We start from the raw sequence: 26,658 nt of genomic DNA, 5'->3' as shown, positions 1-26,658 counted from the left end.
GGCGGCGGCGCCGCGGACCGGACCGCCGGCGCAGGGCCTGCCGCCGCCTCCGCCCCCGTACCGGCCGTCGAGAAGTGGACGCCGCCCCTGAGCACCCGGGGCCGCTACGTCGTCGACGCCGACGGCGACCGCTTCAAGCTGAAGGCGGGCAACTGGCACGGCGCGAGCGGCACGTGGACGGGGTCGGGCAGCCCCGACGAGCCGTCGGACAACCACGCGGGGGAGAAGTCTGACCGCATGCCGCTGGGCCTGGACCGGGCGCCGGTCGGGGAGATCGTCGAGGGGTTCCGCGACCTCGGTCTGAACACCGTGCGGCTGCCGTTCTCCAACGAGATGATCCACGACGAGCGGCCCGTCGCCGACGCCTCCGTGGCGGCCAACCCGCAGCTCAAGGGCAAGACGCCGCTCCAGGTCTACGACGCGGCCGTCGAGGCGCTCACGGACGCCGGCTTCGCGGTGATCCTCAACAACCACACCAACACCACGCGTTGGTGCTGCGGCGTCGACGGCAACGAGCGCTGGAACGCCTCCCGGTCCACCGGCGAGTGGGAGGACGACTGGCTGTTCATGGCCCGCCGCTACCGCGACAACCCCCGGGTCGCGGGCGCCGACCTCTACAACGAGGTACGCCGCTCCGTGCTGGACGACCCCAACTGGGGCCTGGGCGACGGACACGACTGGTTCGCCGCCTCCCAGCACCTGGGCGACCGCATCCTCCAGGAGGCGAACCCGGAGCTGCTCGTGATCGTCGAGGGCATCAACTGGACCGGCGTCCCCGTCGACGGGCTGCCGCACGGCAGGCCCACCCTGGAGCCCGTACGCCACCTCTCGCACACCCTCGTACGCTCCGGGAAGCTCGTCTACTCCGCCCACTTCTACGACTACACGGGCCCGCAGCACAGCGGCGCCAGCGGGCCGGGCGAGACCTCCGACCCCCGCTACCGCGACTTCGGGCGTGAGGAGCTGTACGACGTGCTGCGGCGGCAGGCCCTCTATGTCGCCTCCGAACAGGACCGGCACTTCACCGCGCCCGTGTGGATCAGCGAGTTCGGCGCCGGCAGCAGGGAGGAGGCCGGCTCCAAGCAGCGCGCCTGGTTCGAGAACTTCACCGACTTCCTCGCCGAGACCGACGCCGACTTCGCCTACTGGCCGCTGGTCGGCTGGCAGGAGCAGCGCGAGGAGAACGGCTGGGCGCTGCTGCACTGGGACTCCGCAGGGCGGCGCACCTCCGTCCTGGACGGCGGCGACTGGCGGGCCGACGCCTGGCGCCGGCTGACCGGGGCACAGGGACGTACAGGACAGGTGCCGCCCGCCGACCGCTGGTCGATGCTCAGCCCCGACCACGGCGACTTCGTCCAGTCCCTGCGGATGCGCGAACGGCCCGACTGGGACGAGGGCGCGCGCAAGGCCGCCTGCCCAGACGACCAGCGGCTGGCCGGGCTCGCCCACTCCGGCGCCCGCGGTCTGTGCACGGACACCGGGGAGCGCGGCGGACTCGCGGCGGCGGACGGCGCCACCGAGGCGGTAGGCGACGAGCGGCACGTGGGGGACGAGGACTGGGCGCCCGGATACACCAAACTCCAGTGCGCCGCCGGGCAGTTCGTGACCGGATACGCCGTGCGCGGCGGCACCGTCTCCAGCGCGCTGTGCGCCGAGGCGGAGCGGGAGCTGCCGGGCGGCGGGCGCGCCGTGCGGTTCGGCGACGGCGACGACCGTCCCGCTGAGGCCAAGGGCGGCGACTTCGCGCACGGACACCACAAGGGCCAGTGCGCGGACGACGAGTACGCCGCCGGCGTCGCCTTCACCACCCGCGCCGGGTCCTCCGGAGGGCCGGAGGCGCTGCTGTGCCGGAAGCTGCGCTGAGCAACCGCCGTACGCGGACTGGACGTTGACGCGTCACCGCGTCGCCGCCGACCCGTCGCTGCGGACCCGTCGCCGCGGGCGCGTCACCGCGGACCCGTCACCACGCCGCCCGGTCCGCCGACGCGGCGCACCGCGGCCGCGCCCGCCCTCACGCGGCGGGCGAGGTCAGCCGTGCCTTGCGTCTGCGGCCCAGCCAGGTCTGCACGACGACCACGACGACGAGGAACGCGCCGCTCACGACCTGCTGGTAGGCGGAGTCGAGCGAGCCGATCTGGTTGATGACGTTCTGGATGACCTTCAGCAGCAGCACGCCCACCAGCGACCCGCTGACGAAGCCCATGCCGCCCGTCAGCAGCGTGCCGCCGATGACGACCGCGGAGATCGCCTCCAGCTCCATGCCCTGCCCGAGGATGGTCACGCCGGACGCCAGCCACGCCGCGTTCAGCGCTCCCGCCAGCCCCGCCAGCAGCCCGGAGAGCACGTACACCGACACCTTCGTACGGGCCACCGAGGCGCCCATGAGGGAGGCCGCGTCCTCGTTGCCGCCGACCGCGTAGACGTGCTGCCCGAACCGGGTACGGCGCAGCAGCACTCCGCCGAGCAGGAACAGCGCCAGCGTGATCCACACCGGGACGCCCACGCCGAGCAGCTTCTCGCGTCCGAGGTCGGCGAAGAGGGAGTCCTTCGCGACGAGGAAGGTGTCGGCGCCCTCGTCGGTGATGTTGAGCATCAGTCCCCGCGCGCCGAGCATCGCCGCCAGCGTGACGATGAACGGCGCCAGCCGCGCGCGGGCGATCAGCAGGCCGTTGACCAGACCGATCCCGCCGCACACCGTGAGGGCCAGCAGCAGCGCGACGAGCGGTCCGTGCCGCGAGCCCCATGCGGCGAGCACGCCGCCCAGCGCGAAGACGGAGCCGACCGACAGATCGATGCCGCCGGAGACGATCACGAACGTCATGCCGAGCGCGACGATCGCGAGGAACGCCGCGGAGACGGCGATGTTCTGCAGATTGCCCGGGTCGGCGAAGGAGTCGAAGGACAGCGCCGAGACCGCCGCGGTGAGCACCAACGCGACCAGCGCGCCGTGCCGTTGGGCGAACGCGCTGACGCGCTCGGCGCGCGGACGGGACCGTACGGGGCCGGACGAGGCGGCCTGCCCCGGCACGTGGCCGTGGCCCGTGGGAGGGGCCTGCTCGGCGTCCCGTCCATGCGTGTCCGCCGAACCGTCCGCGGAGCCGCCCGCGTTCGCGTCCGCGGGACGGGTGCCGTGGTGACGCGTGTTCGTGTCACTCATCGCTTCCCCCTCTCGCGTGCCGCGTAGACCGCGAGCACGATGACGACGGCCTGCGCGATCTGCGTCCAGGAGGGCGGCAGATCGTGCTTGATGAGCGTGGCCGTCAGCAACTGGATGAGCACCGCGCCGGCGACGGTGCCGCCGATGCGCACCCGTCCGCCGCTGAGCGGGGTGCCGCCCACCACGACCGCCGTGATCGCCGACAGCTCCATCAGCGTGCCCAGGGACGTGGGGTCGCTGGCCTGAAGCCGCGCCGTCGCCAGGAACCCGGCGACCGCCGCCAGCACCCCGGACGCGGCGTAGACGCACAACAGCACGCGCCGCACGGGGAGTCCGGCCAGCCGGGCGGCGGGACGGCTGTCGCCGATCGCCAGAAGCTGTCTGCCGAAGGTCGTACGGCGCACCGTGAAGGCCACCAGCACCACCAGGGCCACCGTGACGAGCACCGGATACGGCACGCCCAGCAGATCTCCCGAGCCCAGGTTCCGCATCCCCGGATCCCGTACGTCCTCCAACTGCGGCACCAGCACCAGCGCCAGACCCCGGCCGCCGACCATCAGCGCCAGCGTGGCCACGATGGGCTGCACCCCGACGAACGCGATCAGCGAGCCGTTGACCAGACCGACGGCGACGCCGCCGAGCACGGCCGCCGCCAGCGCCGTCCACGGGCCCCAGCCCAGGTAGAGCGCCACCAGGGAAGTGGAGAGCGCCATCACGGAGCCCACCGACAGGTCGATGCCCTCCGAGCCGATGGCCAGTGCCATGCCCAGCGCCACGATGAGGATCGGGGCGACCTGCACGGCCTGCGTACGGAAGTTCTCCGCGGAGAGGAAGTGGTCGGTGAAGGCGACGTTGAACAGCAGCAGCACCGCGACGCCCGCGTAGACGCCGTACGCCTGGAGCCAGGCGTAGACGGCGGAGCGGTCGGGCGCGGTACGGGTGAGGGCGGTGGCCTCAGCCATGGGGCGTCTCCTTCCGCTCCTGCGGCGCGGAGAGCGGGTCAGGTGCCGCCGACTCCCCGTCGTGCGGGGTGAGTTGACCGGCGGGCGAACCGCCGCCCTCCGGCGTGACGTCCGGGGCACCCTCGTCCTCCGACGTGGCCGGCACCGACGCGGCCGGGACCTCCGTGACGGGTTCCTCCTCGGCCGCCGCGGCGATGGCCTCCATCAGCCGGTCCTCGGTGACGTCGTCCCCGGTCAGCTCCCCGACGACGGCGCCGTCCCGCAGCACCACCACCCGGTCTGAGCCCTCGATCAGCTCCTCCAGATCGGAGGAGATCAGCAGCACGCCCAGGCCGTCCGCCGCCAACTCGTCCACGAGCCGCTGCACTTCGGCCTTGGCGCCGACGTCGATGCCGCGCGTGGGCTCGTCCAGCAGCAGCACCCGCGGCTCGGTCGCCAGCCAGCGGGCGAGCAGCACCTTCTGCTGGTTGCCGCCGGACAGTTCGCCCGCCTTCTGGTGCGGCGAGGACGCCTTGATGCGCAGCCGGTCCATGAACGTACGCACCAGCGCGTCGATCCGCGCCTCCGAGACCAGCCCGGCACGGGAGAGCCGGGGCAGCACCGCCAGCGCGATGTTCTCCCGCACCGACAGACCCGGCACGACGCCCTCGCTCTTGCGGTCCTCCGGCAGCAGCGAGATCCCCGCCCGTACGGCCGCGCCCGGGGAGCCCGTACGTACCGGGGACCCGGCCACCGTGACCCGTCCCGCGCTCGGCGTCAGCGCACCGGCGACGGCCTTGGCGGTCTCGGTACGGCCCGAGCCCAACAGCCCGCCCAGACCGAGGACTTCGCCGGGGCGCACCGCGAAGGACACCCCGTGCAACTGGTGCGGGACGCGGAGCCCCTCGGCCTTCAGCACCGGCTCGGCGGAGGCCGCCTCATGGTCGCCGCCGAACTTGGTGGTGCCCTCGGCCCGTACCTCGCCGATCTCCCGCCCGAGCATCAGCGACACCAGCTTCAGCCGCTCCAGGCCCTTCAGCGGGCCGGTGTGGACGACGCGTCCGTCCCGCAGCACCGTGACCGCGTCGCACACCTCGTACAGCTCGTCCAGCCGGTGGCTGACGTAGACCACGGCGACACCGTCCGCGCGCAGCCGCCGGATGACGCCGAAGAGCGTCTCGACCTCGCGCGGCTCCAGCGACGACGTCGGCTCGTCCATCACCACGACGCGCGCGTCGACGGAGACGGCCCGTGCGAGGGCGACCATCTGCTGGGCGCCGACGCCGAGTTCGCCCAGCGGGCGGCGTACGTCCGTGTGCACGCCGTACTCGCGCAGCGTCCGCTCGCTCTCCCGGTGCATCCGGGCGAAGTCGATCAGACCCAGCCGTCCGCGCGGCTCCCTGCCGAGGAAGAGATTGCGGGCGACGCTCATCAGCGGGACGAGATTGACCTCCTGGTAGATCGTGGAGATCCCCGCCCGCTGGGCGGCGAGCGGCGTGCCGAACGACACCGGCTCGCCGCCGTGCAGCACCTCGCCCTCGTCCGGCGCGTACACGCCCGTCAGCACCTTGATCAGCGTGGACTTGCCCGCGCCGTTCTCACCGATGAGCGCGTGCACCTCGCCCGGACGTACGCCGAAGTCGACGCCGTCCAGGGCGAGTACACCGGGGAAGCGCTTGGTCAGCCCGCGCGTGGAGAGCGCGTACGCCGCCATCAGAACGCCTTGCTCAGGTCCCGCTCGGCGTTCGCCGGGGTGTAGGCGCCGTCCTTGATGACGATGGACTGGCCGACCTTCTTGCCCTGGGTGAAGTCGTCGAGCGTGGAGAAGGCGAGCGGGCCGAACCGCGGGTTGGACTCGATGACGCCGTGGATCCAGTCGTCGACGACGCCCTGCACCGCCTTGCGGGTGCCGTCCACCGTCACGATCTTCACCACGCCGGCCTTCTTGCCCGCGCTCTTCAGGGCGTTGACGGCGCCCAGGCCCATCTCGTCGTTCTCGGCGTAGATCCCGTCGATGTCGGGCTTGGACTGGATGAGCTGCTCGGTGACCTGCTGGCCCTTCTCACGGGCGAACTCGCCGGTCTGCTGGAAGACGATCTTCAGCCCCGGCGCCTTCTGCTTGACGCGGTCACGGAAGCCCTTGGTGCGCTCGGTGGTGACGTTGTTGCCGGGCGCGCCGAGCAGCACGGCGACCTCGCCCTTGCCGCCCGTGGCCTTGATCATCCGGTCGGCGGCGCGGCGGCCCTGCTCCACGAAGTCCGAGCCGATGAAGCTCACATAGTCCTTGCACGCCGTGGCGTTGATCTGCCGGTCGACGGTGACGATCGGGATCTTCTTCGCGGCGGCCTGCTTGAGCACCGGCTCCCAGCCGTCGGAGTTGAGCGGCGCGATGACGAGCAGATCCGCGCCCTTGGAGATGAGGTCCTGCACATCGCTGATCTGCTTGGAGAACTGCGACTGCGCGTTGGCCGTCAGCAGCTTCACCCCGCGCTTCTTCGCCTCCGCCTTGATCGAGGCGGTCTCGGCGATCCGGAAGGGGTTGGCCTCCTTCTCGGACTGGGAGAAGCCGACGGTGGCCTTCTTCAAGTCCAGCTTCTTCGCGCCGTACCGGCCCGCGGTGCAGGTCTCGGCGCCCTTCGTGGGCTCGGCGGCGACCTGCCCGCCGCCGTCGCCCGACCCCGCCTTCGAGGAGTCGGCGTCGTCCTCGGACTTGGCGCAGCCCGTGGCCAGGGCGAGCGCGGCGAGGAGAGCGGCGGCGGTGAGGCGTCTTGCGACCTGCTGCATGGGAACCCCCACGGTGTCTCTTGTGCAGACGGCGTGACGCTCAGTTTTTATATCGTTGGAAGGACGCTGTAAACAGTGCGCGCGTGAACTGGTCCGTACTAGGCGGTCGTTGGGGTGCGACGCGGGCCGTACGGTACGGCGGCGGGGGCGGCCCGTACATGCGGCGGGCGGTGCGGAGAGCGCGGAGAACGGCCGGGCGTGCGGTGGCCCGTCGGTGTGCCGGGCCGGGCCGGCTGCGTCAGTGCGCCGGGCTCCGGCCGAGCGTGCTCTCCCGCTCCACCAGCGTGAATCCGGGCTGGAGTTGACGGGGCACCACCGCGCCCTCGCCGTTCTCGGCGCCCCCTTCGCCGTTCCCGGCGCCGTCGCCCGCCGGGCCCGCGTCGCCGTGACGGGCACGGCCGCCGGGATCCGAACCGTCCGCGCCGCCCGGCGTCTTGGGCTCCTCCAGACGTCCCACGATCGACTCCACGGCCAGCCGCGCTATCGCCTGCTTGTCCGGTGCCACGGTCGTCAGCGTCACCGCTCCGTACCGTCCCTCCGTCAGATCGTCGAAGCCGACCACCGCGACGTCCTCCGGCACCCGCAGCCCCCGCTCCGACATCACCCGCATCGCGCCGATCGCGATCAGGTCGTTGTACGCGAACACCGCGTCGGGGCGGTGGCCCGCGTCCAGCAGCGCCGCCATCGCGGCGGCGCCGTCCGCGCGGTCCCAGCCCTCCACCGGCGCCACGAGCGTCTCGTCGGCGGGCACGCCGCGCGCCGCCAACTCCGTGCGCCAGCCCAGCAGTCGCAGATGGGCGGGCTGGCTCGCGCGGTCGCCGCGCGCCCCGAGGAAGGCGATGCGGCGGCGCCCCCGGTCCAGCAGATGACTCACCGCCGTACGGGCCGCCGCGATGTTGTCGATGGCGATGTGGTCGTAGGGCAGGTCGTAGCGGCGCTCGCCGATCAGCACCAGCGGCGCGGTGTCGGTGCGCGCCGCCAGGTCCTCCGCCTCCAGCTCCAGCGGGTTGAGGATCAGCCCGTCGATGACGCGGGCCCGGAAGCCCTGGGTGACGAGGAGTTCGCGCTCGCGGCTGCCCTGGGTGTGGTCCAGCAGGACGGTGTAGTCGTGCTCGCCGGCGGCGTCGATCACGGCTCCGGCGAGTTCGGCGAAGTACGGGTTGCCCAGCTCGGGCAGCGCCAGCGCGATGATCCCCGTACGGCCCTTGCGCAGATGGCGGGCGGTGAGGTTGGGCCGGTAGTCGAGGTCGTCGATGGCGCGCTGGACCTTCTCCCGGGTGGCCGGGGTGACGTGCTGGTACTTGTTCACCACGTTGGAGACGGTCTTGACCGACACCCCGGCAAGTTCCGCGACGTCCTTGAGACTCACCCTCACCCTGCGCTCCTCGTCCTCGGTCTGCATCTCGACTGCGTCTCGTCCGCGCCGTGTTCGGCGTCCGCGGCGTGTTCGGCGTCCGCGCCGCGCCCGTCCTCATCGTCGCCCCGCCTCGGGCCCGCCGTGTTCCCGCTGCTCCGCCTCCGCCGCCGTCACGAGATCTGGACAGGGAGGAGCGGGCGTGCTGTCATGCCAACGCCCCGTGTTTCCAACGTTATACAAGACGGACAGCACCAAGGGCAGTGCCGCAACCATCTCCTGCACACCTCATCCGGAGGTCCCGTGAGACGCGCACACACCTGGCCGGCGGCCGCTGCCGCCGCCTTCGCCTTCCTCGTCCTCCTCGCGGCCTCGCTGGGTCCCGCGCAGCCCGCGAGCGCCGCGCAGCCCGACCCGGCGCCGCCGCAGGTGCACGGGCTCAAGGGCGAGTACTGGACCCAATCGGCCCCCGGCGCCCATGACTTCGGCACCCTGGAGGCCACCGCCTTCGACCCCTCGCTCGACTTCGACGACCTGGAGCCGCGCCTGAAGGAGCGCTCCGGACAGGCCGACCACGCCAGCGTGCGCTGGACGGGGACGATCACGCCCCGCAGCAGCGGCGCCCACACCTTCCACATCACCGGCGACAACGGCTTCCGCATGTGGATCGACGGCGACCTCGTCATCGACCACTGGGTGGCCGACTGGGACAAGGAGCAGAGCTCCGAGCCGGTCCGACTGACCGAGGGCACACGGCACTCCGTGAAGGTCGAGTACTTCGAGGAGGACGGCGGCTCGAACCTGCATGTGCGCTGGACGCCGCCCGGCGGCGAGAAGGAGGCCGTGCCGCAGTCCGCGTTCACTCCGCCCGACGACTTCGACTACGACGGACCCGCCGAGGTACGCGTCGGACCCACCGGCCGCACCCTGGAGATGGCCTTCGCGCAGCGCCTCGCCGAGCCGCCCGCCGCCTTCCGCGAGCATCTGGACGCGGTCATCGGCGGCGCCGAATGGCCCCTGGGCGAGGCCCGGTTGAAGCCCGGCGACGACCACCGGCTGACGGTCTCGCTGCCGGAACCCGTCGTCGGACAGGGCGGCATCGCCGATGTGCGGTACGACGGCGAGGGCGGACTCGCCGGTGCCGGCGGCGAACAGGTCGGCGGCTTCTGGACCTCGGGCGGCAACGACTCCACGTACCAGCTCAGCACGGAGTGGGGCGACGAGGTCGGCCCGGACAACGCGCTGCCCGAATACCCGCGTCCGCAGCTCAAGCGCGACCAGTGGCGCAACCTCAACGGCACCTGGCAGTTCGCCGGAGCCGAGGAGGGCGAGCAGCCGCCCGTCGGCGACGACCGCCCGCTGGACGAGAAGATCCTCGTGCCCTATCCCGTCGAGTCGAAGCTCTCCGGGGTCCAGCGGCACGAGGAACGCATGTGGTACAAGCGGTCGTTCACGGTTCCCGAGGGCTGGGACGTGGGCTCCGGCAAGCGCCTCCACCTCAACTTCGACGCCGTCGACTGGCAGGCCGCGGTCTACGTCAACGGCGAGAAGGTCGGCGGGCACAAGGGCGGCTACGACCGCTTCACCGTGGACGTCACCGACGCCCTGAAGCCGGGCGGCAAGCAGGAACTCGTCGTCGGCGTCCACGACCCGACCGATGCGCCCGTCGGCGCGAACCCGCCCGTGGGCAAGCAGCGCCTGGACCCGGAGGGCATCTGGTACACCCCGTCCTCCGGCATCTGGCAGACGGTCTGGATGGAGCCCGTCGCCGCCGAGCACACCACCGACGTCAAGACGACGCCGGACGTCTCGGGCGAGCAGGTCTCCGTCACCGCGCGCGGGGTGCCGGACGGCGTACCGGTCACGGCCGTCGCGTACGACAAGGCACCCGGCAAGGACGGCAAGGACGGGAAGCACGGCAAGCACGGCGCCGGCGGCACGAAGGGCGAGCCGCGGGAGGTCGGCCGGGCCACCGGCAGCGGCGCGACCCCCTTCGACGTACCCGTGCCCGATCCGAAGCTGTGGTCGCCCGACGACCCGCACCTCTACACCCTCAAGGTCACGGTGGGGGAGGGGGATTCGGCCGACACCGTCGAGAGCTACTTCGGCATGCGGGAGATCGCGGTGAAGACCGTCGACGGCCGCCCGCACATGGTGCTCAACGGCAAGCCCGTCTTCTCCATGGCCACCCTCGACCAGGGCTTCTGGCCGGACGGCCTCTACACCGCGCCCACCGACGAGGCCCTCGCCTACGACCTGGAGGCGCACAAGAAGCTGGGCTTCAACTCGGTGCGCAAGCACATCAAGGTCGAACCGGACCGCTGGTTCTACCACGCCGACCGGCTGGGCCTGCTGGTGTGGCAGGACATGCCTTCGATGCGCTCGGACCGCACACCGGACGGGCCCGCGCGTGAGCAGTTCGAGCACGAGATGCAGCAGATGATCACGCAACACGACAGCCATCCGTCGGTGATCATGTGGGTCACGTTCAACGAGGGCTGGGGCCAGTACGACCAGGCCCGTATCGCCGACTACGCCAAGGGGCTCGACCCCACGCGTCTGGTGAACAACATGAGCGGCCACAACTGCTGCGGCGCGGTCGACGGCGGCAACGGCGACATCTCCGACGCGCACGGCTACCCGGGGGCGCAGTTGCCCGAGCCGGACGGCGAACGGGCCGTCGTCAGCGGCGAGTACGGCGGCCTCGGACTGGCCGTGCCCGGCCATGCGTGGCCCGTACGGCACACCTATGTCGGCGTGGAGAAGGAGAAGTTCACCGACGAGTACCTCGCCAAGCTGAAGGACATCGAGCAGTTCGCCGCCTGCGAGGGCAGCAGCGGCGCCGTCTACACCCAGATCACCGACCTGGAAGGGGAGTTGAACGGTCTGCTGACCTATGACCGCAAGGTCGCCAAGGCCGACGCGGGCCGCCTCGCCGCGGCGCACGAGGCCCTGCTGAAGGGCGTCGCCGACTCCAGCCTGAGCTGCGAGAAACGGCGCTGACCCGACGGTAGTTGCGACGGTATCGGCGGGACGGCTCCGGGTGCCCGACGGCACCCCGGGCCGTCCCGTACGGCCGCCGGACCCCGCCCTCCCGCCGTCCTCACCGCCCAATTCCCTTGCCGTTCCCGCCACATGGCGGCTCCCGCCCTGCTCCACGACGTCCCCGAAGGAGCACCGCATGCCCCTCTCCCGGCGCGATGTCCTCCTCGCCGGCGGCGCGCTGGCCGGCGCCGGCTCCCGCTTCGCCGGCCTGACCACGCCCGCGTCCGCCCACGCGAGACCCGCACGCGGCGGACTCCACCGCCCGCTCCCCGCACCGCTCGCGCCCACCGCCTTCCAGCGGCTGCCGCCCGGTTCCGTCCGCGCACACGGCTGGCTCGCCGGTCAGCTCGCGCTCCAACTGGACGGTCTGTGCGGCCAGTACGCACGCGTCTCCCACTTCCTCGACTTCGCCTCCAGCGGCTGGACACACCCCGAGAACGAGGGCTGGGAGGAGGTGACGTACTGGCTGCGCGGCTACGTACCGCTGGCGATCGCCACCGGGGACCGCACGGCCCTCGCCGAGAGCCGCCGCTGGATCGACGCGATCCTCGCCACCCAGCAGGACGACGGCTTCTTCGGACCGGCCCGGCTGCGCACCCAGCTCGACGGCGGGCCCGACTTCTGGCCGTATCTGCCGCTGATGATGGCGCTGCGCACCTGGGAGGAGTACACGCACGACGCACGGATCGTGCCGTTCCTCGGCCGCTTCACACGCTTCATGGCGGCGCAGGGCCCCACCGCCTTCGGCACGAGCTGGGTCTCCTTCCGCTGGGGCGACGGCCTGGACGTGGCCATGTGGCTCTACGGGCGCACCCGCGCGAAGCATCTGCTGACGCTGTGCGATCTGATGCACCGCCACGGCGCCGACTGGAGCGGCGAACAGCCGCCGACGGAGCACAACGTCAACCTCGCGCAGGGCTTCCGCGAACCCGCCCAGTACGCGCTGCGCTCCGGCGACCCGTCCGGCACCCGGGCCGCGTACCGGAACTACGAGCGGCTGACGGCCTCGTACGGACAGTTCCCCGGCGGCGGATTCGCCGGGGACGAGAACCGCCGTGAGGGCTTCGGCGATCCCCGGCAGGGCTTCGAGACGTGCGGAATCGTGGAGTTCATGGCCAGCCACGAGCTGCTCACCCGGATCACCGGCGACCCGCTGTGGGCCGACCGGTGCGAGGAGCTGGCGTTCAACTCGCTGCCCGCCGCGCTCGATCCGCAGGGCAGGGCGGTTCACTACATCACCTGCGCCAACAGCGTCGACCTGGACGATGTGACCAAGACACAGGGCCAGTTCCAGAACGGCTTCGCCATGCTCGCTTACCACGCGGGCGTCGACGACTACCGCTGCTGTCCGCACAACTACGGCATGGGCTGGCCGTATCTCACCGAGGAGCTGTGGCTGGCGACGCCCGACCGTGGCCTGGCCGCGGCGATGTACGCGCCCAGCACGGTCACCGCGACGGTCGCCGACGGCACCGCCGTCACCGTCCACGAGGAGACGGACTATCCGTTCGGGGAGACCGTGACGCTGCGTGTGTCCGTCCCCGCTCCGGTCGCCTTCCCGCTGCGGCTGCGCATACCGGCCTGGTGCGAGGAGCCCGAGTTGCATGTCGCCGGACGGGCTCGACAGGCGCCGCCCGGGCCCGCGTTCACCACCGTGGAGCGCACCTGGTCGGACGGCGACACCGTCGAACTGCGGCTGCCGCAGCGCACGACCGTACGGACGTGGGAGGCGAGCGGAGCGGTCGGCGTCGACCGGGGGCCGCTGTCGTACGCGCTGCGCATCGGCGAACGCTGGGAGCCCTTCGAGGGCGAGGGAGACCCGGAGGTCTTCCCCGCACACACGGTGCACGCCACGACGCCCTGGAACTACGGGCTGGCGCTGGAACCGGAGGGGACCGGCCGTACGGACGGCGTCAACGGGCCCGGCAGCGGAGGCAGTTCGGCCGACGGGCTGCGGGTGCGGCGCACGCGCGGACCCGGCGAGGTGCCCGCCAACCCCTTCACGCCGGAAAGCGTCCCGCTGCGGATCACCGCGCCCGCATGGCGCATCGACGCCTGGCGTGCCGACGACGAGCACGTCGTGACGCCGCTGCGGCCCGGCCCCGTACGCGGCGACGGCCCCGAGGAACGCGTCACGCTCGTCCCGATGGGCGCGGCACGGCTGCGGATCACCGCGTTTCCCCGGGTGGCCCCGGACGGCCGCGAGTGGCGCCCGGAGGAGCCGTACCGCCGCGTGCACAACCGGCACAGCGGAAAGGTCCTGGCGGTCGACGGGATGTCGATCGACGTGGGCGGCAGGGCCGTGCAGTTCGCGGACACCGGCACCGGCGACCACGCCTGGCAGCTCCTCCCGCGCGACGGCACCGCCGGTACACGCGGCGAGCCGGATCCGCACGGGACGTTCGTGCTGCGCAACGGCCACAGCGGCCGGATCCTCGGCGTCCGCGACGGCTCCGACGGCGACGGTGCTCCCGTCGTGCAGTTCGCGGCCGACGCCTCCGCGGACGAACACGCCGTGCTCTGGCGGATCCTGGGCGACGCGGAGGACTGGTTCCGGATCGCCAACGTCCGTACGGGCAGGGTGCTCGCCGTCGAGGGCATGTCCACCGCGGACAGCGCACCCGTCGTCCAGCACACCGACACCGGGACAGAGGACCAGCTCTGGCGCCTGCGGTGAGGCCGGACGGTCGACGGGCGGAAGCGCGGGTCGGAGCGGGGCACGCTCAAGTACCGATGCACTGCGGGAAGGTGGACTCGGCGGCGCCCGGGGGAGCCGGGGCGAGCGCTCCGCAGTGCGTCTCCGGGAGCGTCCGGTTTCCGGGCCGTACGCCTGCGTGGCGCACCGTACGGCCCGTCCGCGACCGGGGGTTGACGCGTTCCGTTTCCGGCGGCGAGGCTCGTCACCGCCCGCTGAGCAGGAGCCGACGGGCTGCGCCGTCCCACGCCGGAGACGGTCCGCCCGACCGCCGCGCCCGGCCCGCCGCACCGAACTCCCGCCGTACGCACGGCCGTACGAGGCGCCGCCCGACCTCGTCCCAGAGGCCCGACCGGAAAGGCAGCGACCGTGACCGAGGCCGTGACCGAGGCCGTGACAGTGGGCACCACCGAGGCGCGCGCCGACGTCCTCGTCGTCGGCGGCGGACTCGGCGGAGTGGCCGCCGCCCTCGCCGTGTGCCGCACCGGCCGCACCGCCGTGCTCAGCGAACCGACCGCCTGGCTCGGCGGGCAGGCGACGAGCCAGGCGGTGCCGCCCGACGAGCACCCGTGGATCGAGCAGTTCGGCTGCACCGCGTCTTACCGGCGGTGGCGGGAGGGCGTGCGCGACTACTACCGGCGCCACTACCCCCTGACCGCCGCCGCGCGCGCCGACCGCCACCTCAACCCCGGCGCCGGACGCGTGAGCCGGCTGTGCCACGAACCGAGGGTCGCCCTGGCCGTCATCGAGGCCATGCTCGCCCCGCACCGGGCCTCCGGCCGGCTGACCGTACTGCTCGGCCACGCACCGGTGGCGGCGCACACCGACGGCGACACCGTACGGGCCGTCGAACTGCGCGAGAGTGCGAGCGGCGAGAGCGTCACCGTCGCCGCCGACTACGTCCTCGACGCCACCGAGGGCGGCGATCTGCTGCCGCTCACGGGCGCCGAGTACGTCACGGGCGCCGAGAGCCGCGAGACGTACGGCGAACCGTCGGCGCCCGCCGTCGCCGACCCCGCCAACATGCAGGGCGTCACGGTCTGCTTCGCGCTCGAACACCGGGACGGCGAGGACCATGTGACCGACCCGCCCGCCGACTACGCCTTCTGGCGCGACTACCGGCCGGACTTCTGGCCCGGCCCGCTCCTGGACTGGACGGCGCCCGAGCCGGACACCCTGCGTCCCCTGCGGCGCACCTTCGACCCCAACCCCGACGAACCGGACGGTCCCCTTCCCGCCGGCCGCGACACGGAGCGCGGCGACAAGCCGCTGTGGCTCTTCCGCCGCATCCTCAGCCGCTCTCGGCATCTGCCGGGCGCCTTCGACTCCGACGTCACCCTCGTCAACTGGCCGATGAACGACTACTGGCTGGGCAACGTCGTCGACGTCGGCGCGGAGGAGGCGGCCCGCCACACCGAGGCGGCACGGCAGCTCTCCCTGAGCCTGCTGCACTGGATGCGGACGGAGGCGCCCCGCGGCGACGGCGGCACCGGCTTCCCGGGGCTGCGGCTGCGCCCCGACATCACCGGGACCCGCGACGGTCTGGCCATGGCGCCCTACATCCGCGAGGCCCGGCGCATCCGGGCCGTCACCACCGTCACCGAGAACGACGTGTCGCTCGCGGTACGCGGAGAGCACGGCGCGACCCCGTACACCGACTCCGTGGGCATCGGCAGCTACCGCATCGATCTGCACCCCTCCACCGGCGGCGACGGCTATATCGACGTGGGCAGCCTGCCGTTCCGTATCCCGCTCGGCGCGCTGCTGCCCGTACGGATGCGGAATCTGCTGCCCGCCGCGAAGAACATCGGCACGACCCACATCACCACCGGCTGCTACCGGCTCCACCCCGTGGAGTGGAACGTCGGCGAGGCGGCGGGAGCGCTGGCGGCGCACTGTCTGTTGCACGGTCTGCGGCCGCACCAGGTGCACGGTGCGCCCGCGCTGCTGGAGGACTTCCAGGACGCACTGCTGCGCCAGGGCTTCGAGCTGAAGTGGCCCGAGGTGAAGGGGTATTGAGGACGAGCCGGGGGAGCGGTCGCGACGGCGCCGAGGGCGCCTCCGGGATGGAGGTGCCGCCTCCGCTTGAAGCGGTCCCACGGCATGTGTGACCTGCGCGGCAACAGTTCACCGGGACTTTCGATTCGGGAACCGTCAATCACCGGACATACGTACGAGTATCTGGCTACCGTTCGTCTGACAGCAGCGTGTCCGCCGTTCCCCGAGAAGGAGTCCCATGGCAGCGCAGGAGTGCTCCCAGTGCGGGGCGCCGGCCGGTTCGGACGGCACCGCGGCGTGCTCATGTGTGCTCGCCGCAGCGGAAGAGGTCGACGCGGTCTTCGACGCGCTCAAGCCGAGCGCGCTCAAGGCCGTCTCCCGGCGGACGAAGAACCACAGGGACCGGCCGGTCCCCGACCCGGGCAAGGGCCCGGACGCGGATCCCGGCGACGCAGCCGCCGGCGAGGACACCGACACGGACGAGGACACCGACACGAGCGGTGACGCCGGCACGGACGCGGCTGCGGAGCCGGATCCGGATCCGCAGCCCACGGTCGCCGCCGGCACCGCTACGGGGACGGGCGCCGATGCCGGTACGGGCGAACGCAGCGCCGACGAGGCCGACTCGGAGGAGAAGGCCGCCGTGCGCTCGCGTGTGCGCGGCTCCCGGAAGGGCGTCCTCGTCGGCGGCGCCGTCACGGCGGTGACGCTCGGGGTCGTCGCGTTCACCGTCGGCTCGAACGACTGGGACGAGGCAGGGCAGCACCACGACAAGCCGCCCGTCCCGGCCACGAGCGGCTGGGACCACGCGCCGCCCCAGCCCATGGACGGCTCACGCTCGCCCTCTTCCGGCGACTCGCCGTCCGGCTCCGACTCCCCGGCGGCGGGCCCGGGTTCGCACAAGAGCCCCGACGGGACCGTGCCGGGGAACGGCCGAGGGCACGGACCCTCGGGCGGCGGCAAGGGATCCGGCAGCCCGTCGCCGTCCGGCGAGGACTCCTCACCGCCCGCCGGTGAGGAGTCCGGCGGCGGTTCCGACGGCGGCGGTACGTCGGGCGGCGACCAGGGCGGCACGTCCGGCGGCGACACCCAGGGCGACGGCGGCTCGGACAACGGAGGCTCGGGCGACGGCGGTTCGGACAGCGGTGGTTCGGACGGCGGCGACTCCGGCGGTCTGCTGGGCGGCATCCTCGGCGGCCTGCTCGGCGGCGACAACGGCTGACGCCCGCACGGCCTGACGCCCGCACGGCCTGACGGCCGTTCGCTCTCCGCCTTTCGCTGCCCTCTCCGTACGCCGCCTCACACGCCGGTGCCTTACACGCCCGCGGGCCGTGCCTCCTCCGCGGTGATCGCGGCCCCCGTGGTGACCCCGTGCAGGACGTGCGCGAGGATCTCCGCGCCCCGCACGACGCGCGGCCCGGGCCGGTTGAAGTACGCGGGTCCGTCCACCACCCACACCCGGCCCGTGCGTACCGCGGGCAGCTCCGCCCAGCCCGGCAGCTTCGTGAGCAACTCGACCTCGTCCTCGGTGCGTTCGGGCGTCAGACCGCACGGCATCAGCACCAGCACCTCGGGCTGCGCGGCCCGTACCGTCTCCCAGTCGACCGGTTCGGTGTGCTCGCCCGGCTCGGCCAGCAGCGCCTGGCCGCCTGCCGCCCGTATCTGCTCCGGGACCCAGTGGCCCGCGGGCCACAGCGGATCCAGCCACTCGATGGCCGCCACCGTGGGACGGGGCAGTCCCGAGACCGACTTGCGTACGTGCTCCAGGCGTTCGCGCAGGGCGGCCGTACGGCGTGAGCCCTCCAGCGGTACGCCGAGTTCCCCGGCCACGCGCTCGACGCAGTCGAGCACGTCCGTCAGCGTGCGCGGCTCCAGGCTCAGCACGGTGGGTCCGCCCTCCCGGCTGCGGACCGCGCCGACGACGCTGCTGTAGGAGACCGCGCACACCTCGCACAGTTCCTGCGTCAGCACGACGTCCGGGGCGAGTTCGGCCAGCTTCGCCGCGTCGAGTGCGTACAGCGACGAGCCGCCGTGCCGGGCCCCGCCGACGGCCTGGGAGATCTCCCTGCTGCTCATGCGGTCCGCGTCGAGTCCGGCGGAGGTGACGACGGGGACGTCCGCCACGGCGCCGGGCGGCCAGTCGCACTCGTGCGTACGGCCCACGAGGGCGCCGGCCAGGCCGAGTTCGGCCACGATGTCCGTGGCGGCGGGGAGCAGGGAGACGATGCGCATTCCGGAACCGTACTGCCCGCCGCCCCAACTCCCCCCGGCAACCCGGAAGTTGGGACTCCGGTCTTGGTGCGGCCGCCTGCCGTGCGGAGGATCCGCGGACGAGTCGCGCAGGACCGGCGGGGGAACCGCGAAGGAGCTGCGGAGAGGTCGTGGACGGTGCGCGGGAGGAGCGGCCGGGCGCGTCCGCCGAACCCGCCGGTGGCGGACGCTGCGCACGTCCCACGGACGGGTCCGCGAGCCCCGGGGCGCAACGGCCGCCCGGGTTCCCAAGTCGCATTTCCCGCACCGTACTTGGGGATTACTACAGGGTCCGACATGTGCATATCAGTCAGTCGTCTGTGAAGCCGCTGAGCAGGCAGAGAGGACGTGCTGAGGTGATGGGAGCTCCCCGGCCCTTGATGAGGGTCGCGACGACCTTGGTGTTCTGCGCCGCACTGACCGTTCCGGGCCCCGGCCCCCTTTCCCTCGGACAGGCCACCGCGTCGGCCGCCTCGGCGGACGCGGAGCAGGACCGTCCGTGGACCGACAGATCCCGCAGCCCCGAAGAGCGCGCCGAACTCCTGCTGAATGCCATGACGTTCGGCGAGAAGGTCGGCATGCTGCACGGCACCCTCGGCTCGCCCGTGCCGACCACCGGCTACATCGCGCCGATACCGCGCCTCGGCGTCCCCGGGGTGACGATGACCGACGGGCCCGCGGGCGTACGCAACGGGCAGAAGGCCACCGCACTGCCCGCCCCCGTCGCACAGGCCGCCAGCTTCGACACCGAGGTGGCGCGGCGCTACGGGCGCACCGTCGGCAGCGAGGCACGCGCACGCGGCCAGTCGCAGGTCTTCGGACCGGGCACCAACGTCCAGCGCGTCCCCGTCAACGGCCGCAACTTCGAGTACTACAGCGAGGATCCCTATCTCGCCGGCACCATGGCGGGCGCCGACACCCAGGGCATCCAGTCGCAGGGCGTCATCGCCACCGTCAAGCACTACATGGCCAACAACCAGGAGACGGACCGCATGACGGTCTCCGCGGACGTCGACGAGCGCACGCTGCACGAGATCTACGGCAAACCCTTCGACCTCGCCGTGCGCGCGAGTCGGCCGGGCTCGGTGATGTGCTCGTACAACCGCGTCAACACCGTCTACGCCTGCTCCAACGAGCACACCCTGCGCACCATGCTGCGCTCCCGCTTCGGCTTCGACGGCTACGTGGTCTCCGACTACCCCTCCACACACCGCACTTCGGACCTCGCCGCCGGGCTCAACGTCGAACTGCCCCTCGCCTTCCACGTCAACCGGCTCACGGTCCGCGCCGCGCAGAGCGCCGGCGCCCCGAGCCAGGCCGACGTCGACCAGCGCGTACGGGAGATCCTCACCGTCCTCTTCCGCTTCGGCCTCTTCGAGCGGGACGGCACGGCGACGTCCCCGATCGACGAGCGGGCCGGGAACGACGCGGCACAGCACGTCGCCGAACAGAGCGCCGTCCTGCTCAAGAACGACGACGAGACCCTGCCCCTGAAGGACTCCACCACCCGGATCGCCGTCATCGGCTCGGCCGCCGCCGACTCCGCACAGGGCGGCGGCAGCAGCAAGGTCGACCCGCTCTCGGAGGACTCCGCGCTGGAGGCCGTCAAGCGGCGCGCGGGCTCCGGCGCCCACGTCACCTACCACGACGGCGGCGACGTACGCGGCGCCGCCGAGGCGGCCGAGTCGGCTGACGTGGCACTGGTCTTCGCCCACGACAAGGAGGAAGAGGGCAGCGACCGCGCCGACTTGTCCCTGCCCGGCAACCAGGACGAACTGATCGAGAAGGTCGCGGAGGCCAACTCCCGTACGTCCGTGGTGCTTCAGACCGGAGGCCCGGTGCTGATGCCGTGGCTGCCGCGGGTCAAGAGCGTCCTGGAGACCTGGTATCCCGGCGCACGCGGCGGCGCCGCCACCGCACGCCTGCTGTGGGGAGACGTGAACCCCTCGGGCAAGCTGCCGCAGACCTTCCCCGCCCGCGAGGAGGACGTGCCCGCCCACACGAAGGAGCAGTACCCGGGCGTGGGCGGCACGGTGCGCTACTCGGAGGGCGTCGACGTCGGCTACCGCTGGTACGACGCGACGGACACCAAGCCCCTCTTCCCGTTCGGGCACGGCCTGTCCTACAGCGGCTTCGACTACTCAGGTCTCCGCCTGGAGAAGGACTCCGGCGGCACCGGCGACGCGGTGCGTCTGTCTTTCACCGTCACCAACACCGGGAAGCGCGCGGGCTCCGAGGCGGCCCAGGTGTACGTCGGCAAGCCGGACTCGGAGGCGGACAGCCCGCCGAGGGAGCTGGGCGGCTACCGCAAGGTCGGCCTGAAGCCGGGCGAGAGCAAGCGCGTGACGCTCTCGGTCGACCCGCAGCAGCTCTCGTACTGGGACACCCGCACCGACCGCTTCCGGGTCAGCCCCGGCGACTACGGCATCGCCGTCGGCCCCTCCTCCCGGACCCTGCCGCTGACGGCGACCTACCGGGTCACGGACTGACGGACCCGCGCCGGGGGAGCCCCGAGCCCCGACCGCCGTGCGTCAACTGCCCTGTGGCGTACGGCAGTCGGGGCTCACGTCCGGGCGTACGGGCGCCCCAGTCCCGGCGTACGGGCACCGTCTCACCGGACCCGGAGAAACTCCCGGGCGCCGCGCAGCCGCGTACGGAGGCGCTTCCGGGAGGCGTCTCCGTCGAGCCGGACGTCGAGAGCGCCTGGCAGGCGGGCGCCGGCGCGGAGCCCGGCCGGCAGACGGGCCGCGTCGAGTCCGTCCCGGCGGGCGATGAGACAGCCGAGCTCGTGACGGCTGACGGCGTCCGCTCCGGCCAGATGGAACATCCTGCCCTGCCCGGCCGCCGCCAACTCCCGCAGCGCGCACGCCAGATCGGCGACATGCACCGGGCACCGGACGTCGTCGGTGAACAGGACGCCGTCCCGGGCGCCGGAGGCGAGACCGTGGACCAGGCGCTCATGGGCCGACCGGCCGTGCCCGACGATCAGCGAGGTACGCACGCACCACCGCGGCGTCCGGCGCCAGAATCCGAACGGCGGTCTCCGCGGCGGCCTTTGCGGCACCGTACGGAGTGACCGGGTCGGGCAGGCAGGTCTCGTCGTAGTGCACCCGGGAGCCGGAGAAGACCGCGTCGCTGGAGACATGCACGAGCCGGCAGCCGTGCCGGGCGGCCGCCGCCGCGACGCGGGCTGAACCGTCGGCCGTCACCGCCCAGTCGGCGTCTCCGCTCGTGACGTCGACGACGGCACGGGGAGCGGCCGCGGCCACGACCTCCTCGATGCGCTCCGGCTCCCGGAGGTCGAGCCGGTGCCAGGACACTCCGGGACCGGCGGCGGGCCGGGAGGAGCAGTACGTCGCGGCCGTCACCCAGCCCGCCGCTGCCGCCTGGCGTACGAGTTCGGCCCCCAGGAAGCCGCTGCCCCCGACGACCAGTACCTTCACCGCGCCCGTCCGTTCCCTCGTCCCGGCTTCGGCATCACCGCGTCATTGTCGCCGGGCCGCCTGCCGGAGCGCACCACGACGGCGGACGGCCGACAGGCCGCCGCTCGCCCGCCGCCCGGCCGCTCGCGGCCGTCGCGCACCAAGTGCCCACCCGTGAATGAAAGTTGATGTCCTCCGCGACCGCGCTCCAGTACGCTCCGTGCAACAACGATCACCCGCCGCGCGGCGGGTCGCGTACGGCAACGGGGGTTGGCCGGATGAGCCGGGAACTGGGCTTCGAGGGCCTCGTCGAGGACGGAGGCTTCTTCCCCAGACTGCTGGGCCGCAACGCCAGGGGCCGCGACGAGAAGCCGCTCTACGGGCCCGACCTCCCCGTGGTGCTGCTCACCGGCGGCCCCGGCACGGGCAAGCAGCGGCTGCTGGAGCTGCTGCGGGACCGGTTCGGGCGGAAGGTGCCCGTCGCGTACGTCGACTGCGCGGACGACCAGTACGCCCAGGAGGCCGACCGGCAGGCGTCGTGCCGTTCGGCGGCGACGGAGGCGATGTACGGCGTCGCGCTGCGGATGAGCGAGTTCGAGGGGCCCGGCGGCGCGCTGCCCACGCCGCGGTTCTTCGCCGGGATGGCCGCCGTCGCGGCGGGCCAGCGACTGCGGCGGCGCGAGCTGGAACAGGAACTGGCCCGCTACCGCGTGCTGTTGGCCTCCGGCCGGGCAGGGGGCCGGGGCCTGGGCCGCTTCACCCGCAATGTACTGACGGGGTATCTCTCCGCGCTGGCCGGTGTCGTCGCACCGGCGGCCGCGCCGTTGGTGGGCGCCGCGCTGACGGAGTTCCTGGAGAAGCTGGAGCGCACCGGCGCCGAACCGGTACGCGCCGCCTACGGCGACTACCCCGGAGCCGCCGGCAGCGCCGCCACCGGACTGCGCCTGCTCGCCCACGAGTTCCAGCAGGACGGGGAGGAACGGCGCTTCGCGGAGGGCTTCCTCTTCCGCGCCCTGCGCGAGGACCTGGACGCCGCCTACAGCGGACTCGGCGCCACGCTCACCCGCGTCGGCCGCCCCGCCGTGCTGCTCCAGCACGCCAACTGGCCTGTCGGACGCGCCCTGTTGGAGTCGGCGCTCGGCGACCGCGCCGACGGCCACCACGACGGCACCGTGCTCGTCGCCAGCGAACGCATGGCGGAGCCGCTCTTCCTCGCCGACGAGCCCCGCTCCGAGGAGCTCGCCCGCTACCGCCCCGACCACGAGGAGCCGCCCGCCTGGCGGCGGCTGCCCGCACGCGGCCGCGCGGGCCAGGGCGTACTGCTGCTGCGGATGCCGCTGCTGACCACCGAGCACATCCAGCAGCAGCTTCAGCGCCACACCGGCGGCGCACCCGAGGCCACGCGCCGGCGCCGCGCCCAGGGCGCCGTCCTCCGGCTCTCCCGCCGCCGTCCGAGGATGGTGCAGCGGCTCGTCGAGGCCGCGGGGGAGCTGCCGGAGCTGGACAACGACCGTGAACTCCTCGACGAGGACGCCGTGTTCGAGGGCGAGCCCCACCCCGTACGGGACGTCCTGCTGACCGAACTGGTGCTGCGGCAGCCCCCCGAGAACCTGCCCGTCGCGCACACCGGGCGCTGGCTCGACGTCCTCACCCAGCTCTCCGTCGCACACACCGGCGACTGCGCCCGCGCCCTGCTGCGCAGCCCCGAACTGGCGGAGATCGCGGGCGGGTTGACCGCGGACGAGGTGCGGCGGTATCTGCGGGAGAGCGGCTGGCCGGTGTGCGAGTGGCACTTCATCGGCGACTTCGGCCTCCGTCAACTGCTGATGAGCAGGCTGCACGGACCGCCGGAGGACGGCGCCGACTGGCGCCGCAACCACGGCCTGCTGCACGCCCATTACCGCGACCGTACGGACTCGCCCGACCGCGGCTTCGGCACCACCGCGGCCCACGCCCTCCACCACGACCTGGTAGCGGGCGGCCCGGAGAGCGCCGTACGCCATCTCGCCGCCACGTTCCCGGCGGGCGGTGTCGGCGCCGAGGAGTGGTGCGACCAACTGCTCGCGCTCGCGCACGCGCCCTGGCCCGGCGGCCGTGACGAGCGGCACGAGCGGATGGCGGTGGCGCGCATCGAGGGCGGGCGGCTGGAGCGCCAGCTCGACGAGCTGCTGCACGCCGTGTGGCTGTGCGCGGAGCGCACCCGGCCGCCGGACATCGCCGCCGCCGACCGGATGGTGAAGCTGCTGGGCGAGCTGGCCCGTGAGTACGCCGGCGCCGCGCCCGTGCTCACCGACCGGGCCGAGGGGTGGGGGCGCCGCGCCCGCAACAGGCAGCCGCTGCGGCCCTGTTCGTGCGCGGCCGACATCGGAGAGGGGAGCTGAGGGCCATGCTGCGCACAGTCGCCGACCGCCTGTACGAGAACCTGTGGGCCACGCTGCTGCGGCGGATCGTGACCTGCGTGCTGGCCGCAGTCGTCGGCTGCGGCACCTACGTCCTGGTCTCGTGGCTGACCGTGGAGGCCCGTACGTGCGCCGAGGGCGTCACCGAGTCCGGCGGCGAGTGCGTCGGCGTCAACGGCTCCGGCTACTCCTTCGGGGTGGCCGAGACGGCGCCCGTCGCCCGGCGGATCGCGGAGGAGAACCGCCGCGTGGAGAAGCGGCCGCACGTCACCGTGGCGGTGATGCTGCCGCTGCAACCGGACTCGCGGGCTGAACGGCGGCAACTGCGCAGCGAGTTGCAGGGCGCCTTCCTGGCGCAGTACCGCGCCAACCGGGAGCCGGGGAAGCCGCTGCTGCGACTGGTGCTCGCCAACCCCGGCAAGGACTACGCCCGGCAGGGCGAGGTCGTCCCGGACCTGGTGCGCATGTCCCGCTCCCCGCGGCACAACCTGCGTGCCGTCACCGGGTTCAACCTCTCCCTGGACGCCACCAGGGACGCGGTGCGCAGCCTCACCGACCAGCAGGTGCCGGTGTTGGTGGCGCGGGCGTCGGCGGACGCGCTCGCCAACCGCGAGAGCGACGACGGCACCTACGACTTCAAGGGCCTCGCCCGGATCATCCCCACCAACGAGCAACAGGCCCACGCCCTGGCCGACTTCAACGGCAGCCGCACCGACCGGCAGACCGTCCTCGTCCGCGACACCCGCGGCGACCCCTACGTACGCTCCCTCGCGCGGGCCTTCCAGCGGCTGCCGGAGGACGGCCCGCCCGGCCCGGACGACATGACCTTCACCTCCGAGGGCGTCGCCGAACCGGGCGACGTGGACAACCAGTTCAGGCCGACGGTCAACACGATCTGCAACTCCGGCGCGGACACCGTCTACTTCGCGGGCCGCTCCACGCATCTGCGGCTGTTCCTCAAGCGGCTCGCCCAAGAGGCGTGCGTCGACCGGAAGTTCACCGTCGTCTCCGGCTCGGACGCGGCCTCACTGGAGTACCGGATGACACGTGAGGACTGGGCGGAGCTGCGCGACGGCTCCGGCAAGCCCCGGATGACCGTGCAGTACGCCGCACCGGCACACCCCGACGCCTGGAGCACCGAGGTCCGGCGCTGGCAGGAGAAGGAGAAGAAGCGCACGGGCGAGAAGCCGTCCGCCGAGAAGGCACCCCGCTCGCTGCGCGACCCGCTGGCCGAACTCGGCCGGCTGCGCGAGGACATCGCGGCCGTGCAGTCGTCGGGCGAGGGCATGGGGCCGAGCCGGCTGAGCGACTCCCGGACGATGCTCGTGCACGACGGGGTGTACACGGCGGTCGAGGGGATACGCGGCGCCAAGCCCACCGGCAGGGCGGCGCCCAGCACCGAGCAGGTCGGCCGCCGCTGGGCCACGATGCAGGCGGGCAACCGCGTCGACGGCACGAGCGGCCGGATCTGCCTCACCAAGGCGGGCAACCCGTACGACAAGCCGCTGGCCGTCGTCGAGTTGAAGCCCGGTGCGAAGGACGCACGGGGCACGCTGGGCTTCGTCGGGCTGGCCTGGCCGACCGGCGAGCGGCAGCCGGAGGACTGCGTCGTACGCAGCAGCGACTGAGACGGGAACTCCCGCCGGAGGGGCGGGTGTTCGGCGCGACGGGGGGGCGGCGGTGGGTGACGTGCCGCGGCGCCGCGGGATCAGCCGCTCTCCCGTGCCGGGTCCATCTCGGGGCGCGCCACCGCCGCTTGGGGCTCCGGGGCGCGGCGCAGCACGTCCGCGGCCGTGCCCTGCCGTACGCAGCGGCCCGCCTCGAAGACGACCGCGCGCTCGGCCGCCGCGTGCGCCGCGTCCAGGTCGTGGCTGACGAACAGCAGTGCCGTACGGGCCGGTTCGAGCAGTTCGGGCAGCGCGGCGAGCAGCCGCTCGCACGAGACGACGTCCAGCGCGGAGGTCACCTCGTCGCACACCAGCAGCGCCGGACGGGCCAGCACCGCCCGTACCAGCGCGCAGCGTTGAAGCTGTCCGCCGGAGAGACGGCCGGGTGTGCGGGCGAGTTGGGCGTCCTCCAGCCCGAGCAGCCGCGCGGCCCGCAGCGCCTCCTCCTCGGCGGCCTCGGGCGTCATGCCGCGCAACAGCCGTCCCGCCGCGGCGAGTTGGCCGAGCAGCGGCGCACGGGCCTCGAAGGACTCCGAACTGCTCTGGTGCACATACTGAACCGCCCTGCGCTGGGCGGCCGTTCGCCGCTGGATCCGGCTCGGCAGCCGTGCTCCGCCGTACGTCACCTCGCCCGTGGTCGCCGGGGTGAGCCCCGCGAGCACCCGCCCGAACGTGGTCTTGCCCGAGCCGCTCGGACCGGTCAGCGCCGTCGTACTGCCGGGCGGGAACGACAACGTGACGGGCCCGCGCAGCAGATGGCCGCCGTCCCGGCCGCGTACGGCGACACCGGTCGCGGCGACACCCTCGCCGGAGTGCTCCCGCTCGGCCCCCGGCCCCTCGGGGGAGCCCGTTCCGTACGCCGCAGCTCCCGCCCGGCGCTCCGCGGTGAGCAGCCCCCGGGTCAGCGGATGCGCCGGGCCCTCCCCGGCGGCCAGCACCTGCCGCG

The 26,658-nt window shown here is 73.1% G+C and carries 15 protein-coding genes and 1 pseudogene; 8 read left to right on the top strand and 8 right to left on the bottom strand.

Annotation, left to right across the window (positions count from 1 at the left end):
- The coding region (locus AN218_RS24335; protein WP_079132532.1) for a glycoside hydrolase family 5 protein at positions 1–1,863 on the top strand (1,863 nt) is incomplete at its 5' end.
- Between the two features lie 148 nt (positions 1,864–2,011).
- Here AN218_RS24335 and AN218_RS24330 read toward each other — a convergent pair.
- The 5 genes from AN218_RS24330 to AN218_RS24310 form a co-directional block, all read right to left on the bottom strand.
- Complete coding sequence (locus tag AN218_RS24330; RefSeq protein WP_079132531.1) at positions 2,012–3,157, bottom strand: ABC transporter permease; 1,146 nt, start codon at positions 3,155–3,157, stop codon at positions 2,012–2,014.
- Positions 3,154–4,119: an ABC transporter permease gene (locus AN218_RS24325; RefSeq protein ID WP_070019074.1), complete on the bottom strand. Its 966-nt coding sequence runs from the start codon at positions 4,117–4,119 to the stop codon at positions 3,154–3,156. The genes AN218_RS24330 and AN218_RS24325 overlap by 4 nt, the downstream gene beginning before the upstream one ends.
- Positions 4,112–5,812, bottom strand: coding sequence for a sugar ABC transporter ATP-binding protein (locus tag AN218_RS24320; RefSeq protein WP_079132530.1), 1,701 nt, complete (start codon positions 5,810–5,812; stop codon positions 4,112–4,114). Before AN218_RS24320 ends, AN218_RS24325 begins: the two co-directional genes overlap by 8 nt.
- On the bottom strand, positions 5,812–6,882 hold the full coding sequence (locus tag AN218_RS24315; RefSeq protein ID WP_070019073.1) for an ABC transporter substrate-binding protein: 1,071 nt from the start codon (positions 6,880–6,882) through the stop codon (positions 5,812–5,814). Before AN218_RS24315 ends, AN218_RS24320 begins: the two co-directional genes overlap by 1 nt.
- Positions 6,883–7,120: 238 nt before the next feature.
- Positions 7,121–8,284 carry a LacI family DNA-binding transcriptional regulator gene (locus AN218_RS24310; protein ID WP_244900657.1) on the bottom strand — a complete coding sequence of 388 codons (1,164 nt, stop codon included), beginning with the start codon at positions 8,282–8,284 and terminating at the stop codon, positions 7,121–7,123.
- A gap of 255 nt (positions 8,285–8,539) precedes the next feature.
- Between AN218_RS24310 and AN218_RS24305 the strand changes: the two genes are divergently transcribed.
- From AN218_RS24305 to AN218_RS24290, 4 genes are all read left to right on the top strand, one after another.
- Positions 8,540–11,239, top strand: a complete 2,700-nt coding sequence (locus tag AN218_RS24305) for a PA14 domain-containing protein (protein ID WP_420856008.1) — start codon at positions 8,540–8,542, stop codon at positions 11,237–11,239.
- A 178-nt stretch (positions 11,240–11,417) separates the two neighbouring features.
- Positions 11,418–13,958, top strand: coding sequence for a beta-L-arabinofuranosidase domain-containing protein (locus AN218_RS24300; RefSeq protein ID WP_070019072.1), 2,541 nt, complete (start codon positions 11,418–11,420; stop codon positions 13,956–13,958).
- 387 nt (positions 13,959–14,345) lie between these two features.
- A complete protein-coding gene (locus AN218_RS24295) occupies positions 14,346–15,995 on the top strand; it encodes an FAD-dependent oxidoreductase (RefSeq protein ID WP_244900656.1) in 1,650 nt (549 codons plus the stop codon).
- A gap of 217 nt (positions 15,996–16,212) precedes the next feature.
- Entirely contained in the window at positions 16,213–17,196 is a 984-nt protein-coding gene (locus AN218_RS24290) for a hypothetical protein (protein WP_070019071.1), read from the top strand.
- Positions 17,197–17,288: 92 nt separating this feature from the next.
- Here AN218_RS24290 and AN218_RS24285 read toward each other — a convergent pair whose 3' ends face one another.
- Entirely contained in the window at positions 17,289–18,206 is a 918-nt protein-coding gene (locus AN218_RS24285) for a cobalamin-binding protein (RefSeq protein WP_070019070.1), read from the bottom strand.
- Between the two features lie 398 nt (positions 18,207–18,604).
- Here AN218_RS24285 and AN218_RS24280 point away from each other — a divergent pair, with 398 nt between their 5' ends.
- Complete coding sequence (locus tag AN218_RS24280; RefSeq protein ID WP_070019069.1) at positions 18,605–20,713, top strand: beta-glucosidase family protein; 2,109 nt, start codon at positions 18,605–18,607, stop codon at positions 20,711–20,713.
- 122 nt (positions 20,714–20,835) lie between these two features.
- Here the strand turns inward: AN218_RS24280 and AN218_RS37025 are convergent.
- Positions 20,836–21,667: pseudogene (locus AN218_RS37025) on the bottom strand (sugar nucleotide-binding protein).
- A gap of 257 nt (positions 21,668–21,924) precedes the next feature.
- Here AN218_RS37025 and AN218_RS24270 point away from each other — a divergent pair.
- Together AN218_RS24270 and AN218_RS24265 are read left to right on the top strand one after the other, a co-directional pair.
- Positions 21,925–24,027: a hypothetical protein gene (locus AN218_RS24270; protein WP_070019068.1), complete on the top strand. Its 2,103-nt coding sequence runs from the start codon at positions 21,925–21,927 to the stop codon at positions 24,025–24,027.
- 5 nt (positions 24,028–24,032) lie between these two features.
- Complete coding sequence (locus tag AN218_RS24265; RefSeq protein ID WP_070019067.1) at positions 24,033–25,673, top strand: ABC transporter substrate-binding protein; 1,641 nt, start codon at positions 24,033–24,035, stop codon at positions 25,671–25,673.
- Positions 25,674–25,753: 80 nt separating this feature from the next.
- Here AN218_RS24265 and AN218_RS24260 read toward each other — a convergent pair.
- On the bottom strand, positions 25,754–26,658 hold a 905-nt coding region (locus AN218_RS24260), incomplete at its 5' end, for an ATP-binding cassette domain-containing protein (RefSeq protein ID WP_141747686.1).

Source organism: Streptomyces nanshensis, from assembly GCF_001751255.1.
GTDB classification, from domain to species: Bacteria; Actinomycetota; Actinomycetes; order Streptomycetales; family Streptomycetaceae; genus Streptomyces; species Streptomyces nanshensis_A.
This window is presented reverse-complemented; position numbering and strand designations above follow the sequence as displayed.

Coding starts and splice junctions, on each gene's coding strand:
- AN218_RS24330 (WP_079132531.1), bottom strand. CDS start 3,157: ATGAGTGACACGAACACGCGTCACCACGGCACCCGTCCCGCGGACGCG.
- AN218_RS24325 (WP_070019074.1), bottom strand. CDS start 4,119: ATGGCTGAGGCCACCGCCCTCACCCGTACCGCGCCCGACCGCTCCGCC.
- AN218_RS24320 (WP_079132530.1), bottom strand. CDS start 5,812: ATGGCGGCGTACGCGCTCTCCACGCGCGGGCTGACCAAGCGCTTCCCC.
- AN218_RS24315 (WP_070019073.1), bottom strand. CDS start 6,882: ATGCAGCAGGTCGCAAGACGCCTCACCGCCGCCGCTCTCCTCGCCGCG.
- AN218_RS24310 (WP_244900657.1), bottom strand. CDS start 8,284: ATGCAGACCGAGGACGAGGAGCGCAGGGTGAGGGTGAGTCTCAAGGAC.
- AN218_RS24300 (WP_070019072.1), top strand. CDS start 11,418: ATGCCCCTCTCCCGGCGCGATGTCCTCCTCGCCGGCGGCGCGCTGGCC.
- AN218_RS24290 (WP_070019071.1), top strand. CDS start 16,213: ATGGCAGCGCAGGAGTGCTCCCAGTGCGGGGCGCCGGCCGGTTCGGAC.
- AN218_RS24285 (WP_070019070.1), bottom strand. CDS start 18,206: ATGCGCATCGTCTCCCTGCTCCCCGCCGCCACGGACATCGTGGCCGAA.
- AN218_RS24280 (WP_070019069.1), top strand. CDS start 18,605: ATGAGGGTCGCGACGACCTTGGTGTTCTGCGCCGCACTGACCGTTCCG.
- AN218_RS24270 (WP_070019068.1), top strand. CDS start 21,925: ATGAGCCGGGAACTGGGCTTCGAGGGCCTCGTCGAGGACGGAGGCTTC.
- AN218_RS24265 (WP_070019067.1), top strand. CDS start 24,033: ATGCTGCGCACAGTCGCCGACCGCCTGTACGAGAACCTGTGGGCCACG.